At 30.9% G+C, this 15,370-nt stretch carries 11 protein-coding genes and 1 tRNA gene; 9 read left to right on the top strand and 3 right to left on the bottom strand.

Annotated elements, in window-relative coordinates; genetic code table 11:
- Position 1 precedes the first annotated feature (1 nt).
- The 4 genes from EVJ46_08085 (at position 2) to EVJ46_08100 (ending at position 3,677) form a co-directional block, all read left to right on the top strand.
- Positions 2–1,051, top strand: coding sequence for a hypothetical protein (locus tag EVJ46_08085; GenBank protein ID RZD16137.1), 1,050 nt, complete (start codon positions 2–4; stop codon positions 1,049–1,051).
- Between the two features lie 243 nt (positions 1,052–1,294).
- Positions 1,295–2,071: a DUF4852 domain-containing protein gene (locus tag EVJ46_08090; GenBank protein ID RZD16138.1), complete on the top strand. Its 777-nt coding sequence runs from the start codon at positions 1,295–1,297 to the stop codon at positions 2,069–2,071.
- A gap of 118 nt (positions 2,072–2,189) precedes the next feature.
- The gene (locus EVJ46_08095; GenBank protein RZD16139.1) at positions 2,190–3,281 is read left to right on the top strand and encodes an rRNA pseudouridine synthase; all 1,092 of its coding nucleotides are present in this window, start codon (positions 2,190–2,192) and stop codon (positions 3,279–3,281) included.
- A 42-nt stretch (positions 3,282–3,323) separates the two neighbouring features.
- On the top strand, positions 3,324–3,677 hold the full coding sequence (locus EVJ46_08100; GenBank protein RZD16140.1) for a hypothetical protein: 354 nt from the start codon (positions 3,324–3,326) through the stop codon (positions 3,675–3,677).
- Between the two features lie 94 nt (positions 3,678–3,771).
- Here the strand turns inward: EVJ46_08100 and EVJ46_08105 are convergent, their stop codons facing one another.
- Together EVJ46_08105 and EVJ46_08110 are read right to left on the bottom strand one after the other, a co-directional pair.
- The gene (locus tag EVJ46_08105; GenBank protein ID RZD16141.1) at positions 3,772–4,893 is read right to left on the bottom strand and encodes a hypothetical protein; all 1,122 of its coding nucleotides are present in this window, start codon (positions 4,891–4,893) and stop codon (positions 3,772–3,774) included.
- Between the two features lie 8 nt (positions 4,894–4,901).
- Positions 4,902–5,615 carry a site-2 protease family protein gene (locus EVJ46_08110; protein RZD16142.1) on the bottom strand — a complete coding sequence of 238 codons (714 nt, stop codon included), beginning with the start codon at positions 5,613–5,615 and terminating at the stop codon, positions 4,902–4,904.
- Between the two features lie 400 nt (positions 5,616–6,015).
- On the opposite strand from EVJ46_08110, the gene EVJ46_08115 reads away from it, so the two are divergent.
- Both EVJ46_08115 and hemL read left to right on the top strand, forming a co-directional pair.
- A complete protein-coding gene (locus EVJ46_08115) occupies positions 6,016–8,916 on the top strand; it encodes a DUF2344 domain-containing protein (GenBank protein RZD16143.1) in 2,901 nt (966 codons plus the stop codon).
- 222 nt (positions 8,917–9,138) lie between these two features.
- A complete protein-coding gene (hemL, locus tag EVJ46_08120; protein ID RZD16144.1) occupies positions 9,139–10,473 on the top strand; it encodes a glutamate-1-semialdehyde-2,1-aminomutase in 1,335 nt (444 codons plus the stop codon).
- A 38-nt stretch (positions 10,474–10,511) separates the two neighbouring features.
- On the opposite strand, the gene EVJ46_08125 is transcribed toward hemL, so the two are convergent.
- A tRNA-Ala gene (locus EVJ46_08125) sits at positions 10,512–10,587 on the bottom strand.
- Positions 10,588–11,108: 521 nt separating this feature from the next.
- On the opposite strand from EVJ46_08125, the gene EVJ46_08130 reads away from it, so the two are divergent.
- From EVJ46_08130 to EVJ46_08140, 3 genes are all read left to right on the top strand, one after another.
- Positions 11,109–12,584 (top strand): radical SAM protein, encoded by a 1,476-nt coding sequence (locus tag EVJ46_08130; protein RZD16145.1) that lies wholly within the window; start codon positions 11,109–11,111, stop codon positions 12,582–12,584.
- Between the two features lie 180 nt (positions 12,585–12,764).
- Entirely contained in the window at positions 12,765–15,011 is a 2,247-nt protein-coding gene (gene priA / locus EVJ46_08135; GenBank protein RZD16146.1) for a primosomal protein N', read from the top strand.
- A gap of 60 nt (positions 15,012–15,071) precedes the next feature.
- Complete coding sequence (locus EVJ46_08140) at positions 15,072–15,356, top strand: integration host factor subunit beta (protein RZD16147.1); 285 nt, start codon at positions 15,072–15,074, stop codon at positions 15,354–15,356.
- The last annotated feature ends 14 nt before the right edge of the window (positions 15,357–15,370 follow it).

Consider the following 15,370-nt stretch of genomic DNA (forward strand, 5'->3'; position numbering starts at 1 on the left):
ATTGGAAAATACAAAAATCACAAGAACATCAAGAATTCAAGGAATTGAAAGAATTAAAAATAATCGCGATGCATTTCTGCCGATGCGGCAATTTTTAAATTTTTATTTTTTCCTATTTATTTTATCGGTTTCATCTGCTTTTTATTTTCATATGCGCTGTGATGCCGCGAATGCTCAGCCTTATTCAAGTTTAGTAAAATACAGCTTTAAAAATAGATTATATACACATAGGCTTGCCATAAAATCCGATATAATCTATAAGCTGAATACCGCATTAGGCTACGTAAGCATTATAACGCTTCCATGTATCCCGCTAAATGTTGCTATTGGCAGCGCATCAGATTTTTCGGAACAGATTGTAGGAAAGCAAATATTTATTAAACCGATGACTTATAATAGTAAAATTAATACAAATCTTGAAATATTGACTAAATACGGTCTGATTAATGTTCTTTTAAAAATTACCAAACCAAAGTATGTTACTTACGATTTAAATCTAACGCAGAGGGTCAATAATGTTTTTGTAACTAATTATATAAAAACTAAAATTAAAAAAGACGAAGATATTATAAAAGAGAAATATTCTAAAAAATTAAATTTGCTTGATAAAGAACGCTCAGATATAAAAAAACAGAAAAAAGAAATTTTAAATATTGTTTTATCCGTAAATAAAATTAAAATTAATAAAAAAATAAGAAAAAAAGGGATAGTATTAACAATCAACTCATTAAGCCGCATAGGAAAAATTTATTATCTGCAATATCAGCTGACAAACACGACGGACAGAAAGTTTTTTATCAGAAATGTTTATCTGTTTTTAGAAACCGGAGGCAATTTTTTTAGCGGATATAATCCGACAGGCGTAAGGGAAATTATGATAATGAATCAACAGCCGCATAATAAACAATATATGCCTTATAAAATTATCAGAAATGTTGCGGTATTTAAAGTAAATAAAAAATATAAACTAAAACTGCTTAGCAGATTAAAATTTTCAGTTCATATTTTACTCAATAAAAAATTGGTTAAGCTCAATATAGGCAGTGTATAATGTATATAATTAAGGCTTTTATATATTTTATTTGCAATTATTTATAAAGAATATATGCTATGCACCTACTGTTGATTTATTATATTGCAGCTCACTAAAATTTTTTATTGATGTTATAATAAAATTATATTATATTAAAATCATATAATGCAATTAAGAAATATAATCTTATTTTATATATTTTATAATGTAATATAATTTAAATTTAATAATAAAATTTAAAAAAATAAGCAGGTGTTGATTATGAATAATAAATTTTCTGTTTCCGCAATTTCTTTAATTTCAGGTTTGTTTCTTTTTACATTTGTATCAGGTTTCAGTTTATTTTTTACAAAGCCGGCTAATGCTGCCGATTATCAAACCGTTAAACAAAAGACAGACGGCAATAAACTACAATACTCAGGCGCTGTTTATGCCTCAGACCCTATTATTTACGCTTTATACGTAAAATATTCAAACGAACCTTTGACTAAAAAAATTATTACCGATTATATTAAGATTGTTAATCCTGCAAAATATAAGCATGACCGGTTTAACGCCTTCTTATGGCAAAAATTATATTATAAAGATAAGGCAAGATTCAAGAAATTATTGAATTATATCTCGCAAGTCGGTTATTTTAAAGAATATATTAAAGCGGGTATAGGCAATTATAATTTTAAAAAACACGGTTTTTATTTAAGATATTACGGTTCAAGACGAAAAATCCAAAACGGTATGAAAACAGATAGAAACATAGATTTCATAAGGTCGATACACGGCAATATTTATTATCTGTTTAAAAATTTAACCGTTGACAATATTAATGCGGGAAAATTTAATTTTATTAAAGTAAGTGAAAACAAAGCCAAAAAATTTATAGATTCAAGAACCGGAAATTTTGGTCATATCGATAGAAATGTTTTTTTAGAATATTACTATAAACCTGTAAATGCTAAAAATAATGTTTTAATGGTTAAAATTATAAAAGTTTTAGTGTATAATAATAAACATAAAAACATGTTAATAGGAAGCTTGTAAATTAAATTATAAAATAGCAATGAAGTTATTAGTATCATAGCTAAAAGAGAGAGAATATTATTAACTAATGCTGTAAATCAAATTATAAAACAGCAATAAAGTTAGAGGAAAACAATAATTGAAAAGTTATAATAATGACAACATGAAGCAAGGTGTAAGATTAAATAAATTTATAGCCATGCATACCGGAGTTTCCAGACGCGCAGCCGATGAAATAATAAGAGAAGGCAGAGCTAACGTAAACGGTAAAAAAATTAGTCAGCTGGCAACAAACGTGTCCGGTGAAGATATCGTGCTGCTTGACGAAAAACGCATAGGAGCGTCCGGTAAAGATTTTATTTATCTGATGATTAATAAACCGAAAGCGTTTCTCAGTTCCAGAAAATCAGAAAAAGGTTTTAGAACGGTTATGGATTTAATAGACAAACCTGAAATAGCCAAGTTTGTTTTTCCTGTCGGCAGATTGGATTTTATGAGCGAAGGTCTGTTGCTTATGACAAATGACGGAGATTTTGCATATAAGGTGACGCATCCGAAATTTAATGTTATAAAATCGTACATAGTCGAAGTTAAGGGTGATATTACACCCGAAATATTCAGTAAAATTAAAAAAGGGGTATTTTTAAAAGATGACGGTCTGTTAAAGCCCCATAGCGTAAAAGTTGTTAAAAAAAATTTAAATAAATATATTTTATTGATTGATTTAAAAAATGGAAAAAATAGAGAAATAAGAAAAATTCTTGAATTCCTTAATTTAGAAATTATTTTATTGAGAAGGATTAAAGTAGGCGGTCTTCCAATCGGAGATCTGCGCTCCGGCGAATTTAAAATAATAAAGAAAAATGTTGCGGAACTTGTATTTAAAAAAGAAACTGAAACGGTAAATACGGCAGAGCCGAAACAAAGAAAAGCAGCATCCGGTTTAATATCTGCAAGTTCAACATCTGTAAATGCAAAAAATAAGATTTATTATAAAAATCCTGAAGAGTTTAAAAACGGCAAAAAATTTCAAAATAAATATAAAGACGGGTATAAGGAAGGCAATAAAAATAGCAGAAGCAATATCAGCGGGGATAAGGAAAAAAAGCGCGGAGAAATAATACTTAAGAATAATATGCATACGAAACATACAGACGAAAAAGGCAAAATAACTATCGGCGCTTTTAAAAAATCTGCCTTAAGAACAAATAACGCACGAACAAATAAATAGTTATTTTATAATTGCTTATAAACATAAGTCGGCCGACGCAAAATGAAAGTAGAAAAAGTGATATATTATTCTCCTGAAAACGGCGTAAGTCCGGTATTGAAATACATTGAATCGCTGGATGACAACACAAAAAAGCAGATTTATGATTCTATCGATATGTTCGTTAAAGAATTCCCGGAAGTCAGAACGGTAAAAATAAAACATATGAGGGATAAATTCTGGAAAATTAAATTAGCCGACAGATTCAAAAGAAATCATAGGATTGTATATGTCGTAATTAATCGTACTATGATAATTCTTCACGCATTTCAAAAACGGAATGCCAAGCATCCGCCGGTAACTAAAATGGGTGTTCCCGGAAGATTGGACGATATTATCGGCAGGCTGAAATTATAGAAAAAGGAATAACACAATTAGAATAATAAATATCTGAAAAATATTATTATTTGTTTGTTTAGTTTATTTATTTTATATATTGCCGCTTATTTACCTAGCTGATATTTTCAATTTTTAATTTGTAGTTTAATAATTCATCTTCATCGGATAACGATATATAAATTTCTCCGAAATATTCTTCCTGGTCTATTCTTATTATTGCAAGTCTTGACATTTCTAATATTGATAGAAAATATATTATAAACAATTCTTTATTCCTGCCGTAAATGCTGCCGCTGTTAATGCAGCCGTTATTGCCGATGTGTCCGTCATTGCAGCCGATTTCAGAAATGAGTTTGGATTTCTCTTTTTCGAGGCAGCCGCTATTATCTTTGGGTTCATCATTGCAGCAGACGAATATAAGTTCTGAGAATTTTATTATTTTTAAATCCTGCAGTATATTTACTATTTCAATTATTTTCTCTTTTATAGAAAATTTCGTTTTTTTTAATTCATAAGAGTCAATTCTTGTTTCTGCTTCTTTAGCTATACTGTAAAATGCCTTAGAAAGCGCATATACATTGGCTTCAAATAAAAAACTGCCGGATTTGGCGCAGATGCCGCTATTGTTATCATTATCATTATTTATATTCACGCTTGCATTATTACTGATATTAATATTAAACACATCTCTGCCTAAGATAGGCTTATTATCAAGATAATAAGCAATTTCTTTAACTTTTTGATATTCAATAAGCATATTTGCAAGTTCATGTCTCGGGTCAGCGTCGTTTATTCCGTTTTCAGAAGATGATTCATCTGATAAAATAATTTTAGGGAGCAGCATTAATGATTTTATATATATGAGATGAGCTGCCATTACGATAAAGTCGCCTCCGATATCAATATTAATGCCTGCATAATTAAGCGCTGCTCCGTTATGGCCGCTATTATCCGATTTAAATCTGCTTTCATCCATTCCTATAGCATTCAGGTAATCTTCAGTTATTTCTTTTATAGGAATGTCGTAAATATTTATTTTTTTCTTTTTTATTAGAGATAAAAGAAGGTCTAACGGTCCTTCAAAAAATTCCAATTTAACCGTGTTTGGAGTGTATTTTTCTGTTTTACCGCTGTTTACGAGGTTATTTCCTTTATCTGCAACGATATAATCATCACCGCCGCTGTTGTTTTCTGCATCTGTAATGCTGCCGGCATTGAACCTTTTATTTTCCAATTTTAAATTTAAATATTTCTTAAAATTAGGTTATTCACGATAAAATTAAATCCTGCTATAAAGAAATTATACGGGTCTATTAATAATAAAATCAATATAACAAAAATTCCAAACGGTTCAATTTTGCTAAGCGAAGAAGAAAGCGGCTCAGGAAGTATACTGACGGCGACTCTGCCTCCGTCTAAAGGAGGAATAGGTATCAAATTAAAAATACCTAAAATAACATTGATCATAATACTTATAAAAAGCATGAAGGTGACGGGATAGATAAAGTCTTTAAAAAAAATGCCCGTATTTGAAACATTTTGAAATTTAAAGGTATGTAAAAATTCAAACAGATATAAATTCATTACTGGATAATTGAACAGAATTATTTTTAATAATATAAACGAAATAATCGCCAAAAGAAAATTTGTTGCAGGGCCCGCCGCCGCTACAAAAGCAGTATCTTTTTTTGGATTTCTTAACGCATTGAAATTCACGGGAACCGGCTTTGCGTAGCCGAATAGAAAAGGAGAACCTATTATAATTAGGAGAATAGGCAGCAAAATAGTTCCAAAAGGGTCAATATGTTTAATCGGGTTAAGGGTGAGTCTGCCTGCATTTTTTGCCGTGTCGTCACCGAACAAATGAGCTACATAACCGTGAGAAACTTCGTGAAGTATAATAGCCAGCAGCACTGGAATTGCTGCAACTGCGATAAGCTGAATAGTATTGTTCATATTTTATGCCGACCTTTTAATTTTGAATGAGTTTAATTATTTTTTTTGTTTACTTTTATTTTGTTTTTACTTTTATTTTTATTTGTTTGCTTTGAATTATTTTTAGTTTATTGAATTTAATATCAATGTCATTATATTATCTAACGCTTCATTAGCTATTCTATCTATCTAACTAACTATTTATTTATCTATCTAACTAACTATTTATTTATCTAACCTAACTAACTATCTAAACTATCCTATTCTAACTATCCTAACTAAATTGCATCTACCTTACATATATTTTCGTATAAATTACATATAGTTAATCTTTGACAAATTTTTTATATATATTTACACATTTCTTTATTGTATAATATTGAGGTGCAATTAATCAATTAATAAAACAATTTTATTTTATATGAACAAATTTTTCAAGGATACTTACCTGATAAAAAAGACTTTAGAAGAAAAAATTCTGCCTTATGTTCAAAAACCCTCAAGATACATAGGAATTGAAAGCAACATCTCAAAAAAAGATTTTAGTCTTGCCGAGCTTAAATATGCTATCGCTTTTCCTGATTTTTACGAATTGGGAATGAGCCATATAGGTATGGAGATAATATACGATATATTAAATTCACAGGATAATATCGCATGCGAGCGTGTTTATCTGCCGTACCCGGATATGATTGCCAAGTTGGTTGAGCATAAACTTCCGCTTTTTTCATTAGAATCAAAAGAACCTATAAAAAATTTTGACATAATAGGGTTTTCTTTACAATATGAATTGTCTTATACAAATATATTATATATGCTTGAGCTGTCCGATATTCCGATAATGTCAAATTTGAGAGATATTACCGACCCTTTTGTCGGAGCGGGCGGTCCATGCGCTTTTAACCCGCTGCCGCTAAATGACTTCATAGATTTTTTTATTATAGGCGACGGAGAAAATGTTGTTAAAGAAATATGCAAAACGGTTATAGATGTCAAAAAACAACATATTAATATTATTAAGAAAGAAATATGTATTATAAAAAATCAGAAAACTCATAATAGCAACGATAATAATTATCATTCTTATGATAACAGTAATGATGATGATAATAATCAGAATAATCAGTATCATCATAATCGTGACAGTAAATATTCAGCTGAATCTAAAAATCTAAGGCAATATACAAAAGAAAAAATTTCTGAAATAAGCGGCGTTTATGTTCCAGGAATATCAAATAAAATAAAAAAATCGATAATATATGATTTAAATTCTATAAATTACATTAATAATCCGTTAGTTCCGGCAATCGAAACCGTCCACAACAGGTTTTCGGTTGAAATTGCGAGAGGCTGTTCGTCCGGTTGCAGATTCTGTCAGGCAGGGTATATTTATAGACCTGTGAGAGAAAGAAAAAAAGAAACTATTGCAGATATTATAAAGAATGGGATAGATAAAACAGGCTTTGAAGAGATTTCGTTGTCGTCGCTTTCGACCGGAGATTATTCCGATATTGAATCCTTAATAAATAATTTGTCGGAATATACCAATGAAAAATTAATTTCTTTTTCATTCCCTTCTATGAGAATCGGCAGTTTAAGCGAAAATATACTGCAAAAAACTTCAGAGATTAAAAAAACTAATTTTACGCTTGCGCCGGAAGCCGGTACGGAAAGACTGCGCAAAATAATAAATAAAAATATTTCAGAAGAAGACCTGCTCTTTGAGGTGAAGCATTTAGCTGCAAAAGGTTTTAACAAATTAAAACTTTATTTCATGCTCGGATTACCATATGAAAGACTTTCAGATATCGAAGGTATAAAAGATTTAATATTAAAAATTAAGAAAATATCAAAACAGTTGAACGTGACCGTCAACGTAAACAATTTTGTCCCTAAACCTCATACGCCGTTCCAGTGGCATCCTATGAATACCGAAGAAGAACTTAACTTTAAAATAAATTATCTTAAACATTTATTGAAACCTTTAAATGTTATTTTTAAATATCAGGACCCTAAGGTAAGTTTTATTGAAGGACTTATTTCTAGAGGCGATAGATTCACATCAAAGATAATTTATCAGGCATATCTAAACGGCGCAAAATTTGACAGCGAAAGAAAATATTTTAATTTTAAAGCGTGGACGGATGCCTTAAAATCATTCGGCACAGCAGATAATCTCAGCTATAATGAATTATTGCATAACTATCTCTATATTCAGAAAGATTTAGGAGAAACCTTGCCTTGGGATTTTATAGACATAATGGTTGAAAAGGAATATTTGAAATCTGAATTTAAAAAATCTTTTGAATTAAACAGGATAACGATTTACGGCGAAAGCTGCAATTTTAATAATAATAACAACGACAATAATAACGATAGCAACAATAATAACAACAATAATAATAACAACAACAATAACAACGGCTATAACCATAATGAAAATTTAAATAATGGTATCGGCAACTATAGCCGTAACTATGACTATAACTATAACAAAAATTTAAATGCGAATATAAACATCATAAATGATAAAAAAGATAAAAAAACATACGGTTATATTACAGAAAACTGCAGAAAAGTATGCCATCTCTGCGGCGTATGCGATTTTAAAATAGTTCAGCCCGTATATTCGACTAAATCAAAAAATAATAAAAACACTGATGAAGATGAATATGTAAATTATAACGACGTTCAAGATATAACAGCCGGTGAAAAATATAATTTTTCGGATAATAATTCGGATAATAATAAATCTGCTATTACCGGTACAGCAGAGGCTATTTCAGCAAAACGAAACGATTCTAAGATACTTATACGCTATTCAAAAAGAAGCGGCATGAAATATTTAGGACATCTGGAAACAATTAAAATATTATTGCGGGCGTTACGTATGTTCAATGTTAAAATTTCTTATTCAGAATCAAAATTCAGTCCTAAGCCTAAGGTAAGTTTTTCAAATCCGATCCCATTTATGTCTGAAAGCGATTCTATGTATATTTTAGCAACGGTAAGCAATTGGAATGAAGCCGTAAGTATAATTGACGGTATAAATACAGGTATAACTGCTCATTTTCATAATTGTGATAATAAAGATAAAAATAAAAACATCTTTGAGGATAAATATAATGATAATGAAAATGATAATGAAAATTACTCAGAAAAAGTTAACGGCAGCAAAAATTATAATCAATTAATAAATTATAACGAATTAATTAAAGCCAAACTGAACAGCAGACTGCCGGAAGGATTAAAAATTCTGGAAATAATAAATGTAGAAACTGATTTTAAGATTAAGGATATCAATTTGTCCGCAGCTAATTAAATTTTAAGTTAAAAATATTTTTTAAATTTAATAAAATAAATAAATTAATAAATAATAATAAAAATAAAATAAAAATAAATAATAAAACCGAATTTTAACTAATATTGCCGAGAATTCACATTCTGCGCGGGCAAGTTAGTTCATTAAAATAATTTTGTCAATAATTAATAATAAAATTAAATAGTTATCTTAATATAATTAATTTTGGAGATTAGATTAAAAATGACTAACAATAATAACATCAGGAACAAAAACAGCAATGAAAACGATACCAAAAAAAGCGCTGAATTATTAATAAGACAGGCTGCCGAAATAATGCCAGGAGGCGTTAACAGCCCGGTAAGAGCCTTTAAATCGGTTGATATGGAACCTGTAATTATAAAAAGCGCAAAGGGGAGTAAAATTTATGATTATAATAATACGGAATATATAGATTATGTAATGTCGTACGGTCCTATGCTTTTAGGGCATGCCGACAAAAGGGTAGTCGATGCTGTAAAAAAAACCTCTGAAAACGGTTTCAGCTTTGGGGCTACCACGGAGAATGAAATTGTGCTGGCTGAATTAATAAATAAACATTTTCCTTCAATTGAGATGCTAAGGCTTGTTAATTCAGGAACTGAAGCCGTTATGAGCGCCATAAGGCTTGCGCGGGGCTATACCGGAAAAGAAAAAATTACAAAATTTGAAGGATGCTATCACGGTCATTCAGATTCTATGCTCGTAAAAGCCGGTTCAGGAGCACTAACGACATCTGTTCCATCCAGTGCAGGTATTACCGAGTGCACTTCTAAAGACACATTAGTTGCAAGCTATAACGATATAGACTCCGTTAAAAATCTATTTTTAAAAAATAATGGCAAAATTGCAGCGGTAATAATTGAGCCTGTTGCTGCCAATATGGGAGTGGTGCTGCCTGATGAAGGATTTTTAAAATCCCTGTTCGAACTTACGCGTGAAAATAACGCTTTAATAATATTTGACGAAGTAATAACCGGCTTCAGGGTTTCTATGGGAGGAGCACAGGAATTATTTGAGTTAAAACCTGACATTACATGCCTCGGAAAAATAATAGGCGGCGGACTTCCAATCGGCGCATTCGGCGGAAGGAAAGATATTATGGAATATTTATCGCCGATAGGTCCTGTTTATCAGGCTGGAACGCTGTCCGGTAATCCGATATGCGTTGCGGCGGGCATTGCAACATTGCAGGCGATAGAAAACGATAATGCGGTTTCTAAAGCGAACGAAGCCGCAAGATATTTAGTAAATAATTTAACGATTGAGCTTAAAAAATTTCAGGACAAGATTACGATAAACAGTATATCATCTCTGTTGACAATATTTTTCAAAAAAGGAAACGTCAATAATTTTCGCGACGTAATGGAAACAAATACCGGACAGTTTAAGAAATTTTTCGGAATAATGATAAACGAAGGGATCTTTGCCGCCCCATCGCAGTATGAAGCTATGTTTTTAAGTTCTGCACATTCAAAAGACGATTTAGACCAAACACTTTCCATTATTAAAAAAGCGATAGAACAAGTTTTTAACTGAGCAGAAAAAAATAAAATGCCGTAACCCATTGTATTTATTGGTGGAGGGTATGGGAATCGAACCCACGACCTGCGCCATGCGAAGACGCCACTCTGCCATCTGAGCTAACCCCCCGATATAACAGCAACTGATTTACTGTGCTGTATCAGCGTATACACATTAAAAAAATGTAAACTCATTAATGTAAGCACATTAATTGAACGCCGCTTTTACAGATTATATTATATTATAAATTTTATATCAATACTAAAGATTATATGAAAATAATAAAATTTTTACCTTAATCCTGCAATAGAAAATATTTATGCATTTCTTTGCTCTGTTAAGCGAAATATAAGTAAAAAGTAAAAGGAAGTAAAAGGTGTCTGACACCTTTTCCGCGGACACCTTTTCCGAGTAGATAACTTTCTATTGCAGGATTAAGGATTATATGAAAATAATAAAATTTTTACCGATTGATTGAAATTTTGCAAAACACGAGTTATAATTTAAATAAGTGTGCACTTTTCTAAATAATAATATAAATAAAGCTATATTATTGCTGTAATTATTTTAATTTAATGTTTATTTCAATTTACTATAATTAAAAATTAAAATTATGCAAACTTAAAATAAATGGGGGAGGGTACATTAACATGAGACAGCAGACTTTAGCTAAAAACAATCAGTTAAAAAATTATATCATTAAGAAGAGTTTATACCTTGCGAGCAATTATATTGTGCCGCGTCTGAAAGACGAAACGATAGTAAAACTTTCGGATAAATTCAATAATTTCAATGCACCTGCCGGCAAGATATTTTTTGACCATATTTTTGTCAATTTAAAAAGAAAACTGCCTTATCTCTCCACAAATGTCAAGAAGAAAATATTGGATAATTTTATATCTAATTTCTTGCTTTTAAGCGGAGAAAGACGAAAGGCATTTATCGAAAGGAACGGCTATTATCCGCCGCTTTTTTATGTAATAAGCCCAAGTATGCACTGTAATTTAAAATGCTACGGCTGCTATTCAGCCAATTATACAAAAAAAGATAAATTATCATATGAAAAAATAAATCAGATAATAGACGAAGGTAAGAGCTACGGTATATTTTTTTATACTATATCCGGCGGAGAACCGTTCGTTAGAAAAGATTTGATTGATATTTTTAAAAGGAACAGCGACTGTTATTTTCAAGTATATACAAATGCTTCTTTAATTGACGGAAAGATGGCAGAAACGCTTTCTGAACTCGGAAATGTTTTTCCTGCTATAAGTGTAGAAGGTTTTGAAGCTGAAACCGATGAAAGACGCGGAAAAGGTCATTTCAAAAAAATAGTATCCGCCATGAATTACCTGAAGGATAACGGTGTGCTCTTTGGTTTTTCCGCCACTGCGACAAGATTTAATAACGAAACTATCGTAAGCGATGAATTTATCGATTTTTATATTAAGCAGGGCTGCTTTTTAGGATGGTATTTTAATTATATACCTATAGGCAGAGAGCCAGACGTTAAACTTATGCCTACGGCAGCACAGAGAGATTTTAGAAGAAAAAGAGTAGCAGAAATAAGAGAAACTAAACCGATTGTAGTTGCCGATTTCTGGAATGACGGCGTACTTTCTCACGGCTGCCTTTCCGGAGGACGGGTATATCTGCATATAAATGCCAACGGCGGAGTAGAACCGTGCGTATTTGCGCAATTTGCCGCAGATAACGTATTCGATAAAACTATAGAAGAAGTATTAAATTCAATGTATTTTAAAGCTATAAGAAGCGAACAGATGGGAATTAAAAACCGCCTGCGTCCATGTATGATAATTGACCATCCTCACATTCTAAGAAAGGTTGTTGCTAAAGGAAATGCGGCAGCAACGCAGGAGGGCGGCGAGTCTATTATAACAGATTTGAAAGACGATATGGATAAATATTCGTCATCTTATGCGGAGATAGCAGATAAAGTCTGGTCTGAAGAATTTGGAAACGGGAAATATATCATAGCAAAAGATGGGGAAAAACTTGCGCTCAATGAAGATGAATATTACAGAAGGCAGCTTTATCCCCTTGAAGGCGGAAAAAATAAAAAAGCAAAAAAACAAGAGGACAAAACTCTTTCTATGTCTAATTAAGTATTAAATTTAATGTATTTTAAATCTCTATGTCTAATTAATTCTACATCTGATTAATATAAGTTAATTAGATGTAGAAATTTTAAAAAATATTTTTTTGGTTTACAAACGTAATTCATAGCCATAATTATAAAAGCTGTAATTTTTTTATTTAATTTTTTGATGCAATAAATTATAATTATGGTTATGAATGAGGTTAAAGTTGAAATAGTTGTGCCGAAAAGCGGATTGGATTATCCATTAACTTACCTGCTTCCGGAACAGTTTCTTGATTTTTCGCAGGTAGGCGCGCCTGTATTAGTATCTCTTAAAAACAGAAAAACATACGGATTTATCACTTCATTAAATTCTTCATGCAGTCTTGATATTTCAAACCTAAAAGAAGTATTATCCGTAGCTAAAAATTCATTATTTAATCAAAATCATTTAAATTTTTATTATTGGCTTGCTTCATATTATCACGAAAGCATTTCGCGCGTATTGGACGCTGCCTTGCCTTCGATAGACGTTAAAAGTTTTCATCTGCTCGATGTTTATTCCGAAAAAAACAATAAAGATTTGAAAAAATGTGAAAAATCATTCTTTTCTGCATCTTCCGTATCCTGTTTAGACAACTGCGAGCCGAACACGATATGTAAACCGGACTCGTTTTATATTAATAGCATTAATACCGAACAAAATACGGCTGCGAATAATATAAAATTAACAGAAGACCAGTTAAAAGCTATAGAGCTTATTAAAAAACCTATTAAAGACAATTTCTATAAAACATTTCTGCTGCACGGCGTAACTGCAAGCGGAAAAACAGAAATATATCTTAATTTATTAGAATATGCTTTAATTTTAAATAAACAAGTTATTATTATTGTTCCAGAAATATACATTACTAATCAGTTTATAGATGTGATGAGAAAAAGATTTTCTAGAATGTTAAATCCTCATGAATTTGCAATATTCCACAGTAAAATTGCTAAAAAAGAAAAATTAATTAACTGGTTTAAGATATTATCCGGAGAAATTAAAATAGTTCTGGGAGCAAGGTCTGCTATTTTCGCTCCTTTAGTTAACTACGGACTTATTATAGTAGATGAAGAGCATGACAGTTCGTATAAACAGGAATCTGATTTTTTATATAACGCAAGAGACGTAGCGGTTATGCTCGCAAATAAAAATAATTCGGTTGCAGTCTTAGGTTCTGCAACTCCATCGTTGGAATCGTACTATAATGCTAAAGAAGCAAAAAAATATGAATACATCAACATAAAGGAAAGGGTTTCAGGAAAATTTCTTCCGAAAATTAAAATTGTAGACCTGAAAAATGAATTTAAATCAAACAGCCCAACAAACGGCTCAGGCGTGAGCAAGAATATTAATTTCAGCGATGAAATGCTTTCTGATTTCTCAAAAAAAGAAATTTTAACTAACATAGAACAGAAAAGACAGGTATTGTTATTTTTAAATAGACGCGGATTTTCAACTTTTATTATATGTAAAACATGCGGTCATCAATTTATCTGTAAAAATTGCGCCGTTTCCATGGTATATCATAAAGGAAAAAGTAATGAAAAAAGTTTTTTAAAATGTCATTACTGTAATTATACGGAGGAAGTTCCAAAGCTTTGCCCTGAATGTTTAAGTGATAATATAGAGCCTTACGGCGCAGGAATACAAAAGTTAGAAGACAAAGTAAATGAGTTATTCGGAAATACGGCTAAAATAGCAAGAATAGATTCCGACATAGGCAGGAATAAAAAGACAGGTACGGATATATTTAATAAAATGAATGCCGGAGAAATAGACATTTTAATCGGCACGCAGATTGTTGCAAAAGGACATGATTTTCCTAATGTTGGTTTAGTTATAGTTATTTCGGCGGACAGCCTTTTAAATATGCCTGATTTCAGAAGCGCCGAAAAAACTTTTCAAATGTTGACGCAGGTATCAGGAAGAGCCGGAAGAGGGGATATGCCTGGAAATGTCATTTTTCAAACATTCAACAGCTCAAATTATGTTATTCAATATTCATCAAAACATGATATTGAAGGATTTTTTGAAAAAGAACTGAGTTTAAGAAAGGAATATTCCTATCCTCCTTACTCCAAAATTATAGCATTAAGATTAATAGATAAAGATTTTGACAAATTGCAGGAAAGGGCTTTTTTTTTAAAAAAAATAATCAGCAAAATCATCGCAATAAATAGTGAATTCAAAAAAATTTCTATCCTGGGTCCATCACCTTGTCCTATTTCAAAATTAAACAATTATTACAGGTTTCAGATAATTATAAAATCGCCTCTTGTGCCGGGAGAAAAAAATATTTCATATATGCACAGCCTTATTAATATTATTAAAAATGAACGTGAACTCAATAAATTTTTTGCAGCCAGAAAAATAGTTATAGATGTTGACCCTGATATTCTTATATGATAATATATGTAGCTTAGCAAATTACTTGAGCAATATATTGTTTAATATTTAGAGGTGATTATGAATAAAGCGGAATTTATAGAATTATTTGCGGAGCAGAACAAAATTTCCGTTAAAGTAGCAGAAGCAATCGTAAATTCTATATTAGACACAATGGTCAAAGCTCTTGCCCAACATGTAAGAATAGAAATAAGAGGATTTGGAAGTTTTAAAATAAAAGAATATAAATCATACGAAGGAAGAAATCCTAAAACAGGAGAAAATATTAAAGTAAAAGAAAAATTGGTTCCTTTTTTTAAAATGAGTAAAATCTGCAAAAACAACCTCATAAAAGAAAATGTTTAACATCATTATCCGTC

The organism is Candidatus Acididesulfobacter guangdongensis (assembly GCA_004195045.1).
In the GTDB taxonomy this organism is placed as follows: domain Bacteria; phylum SZUA-79; class SZUA-79; order Acidulodesulfobacterales; family Acidulodesulfobacteraceae; genus Acididesulfobacter; species Acididesulfobacter guangdongensis.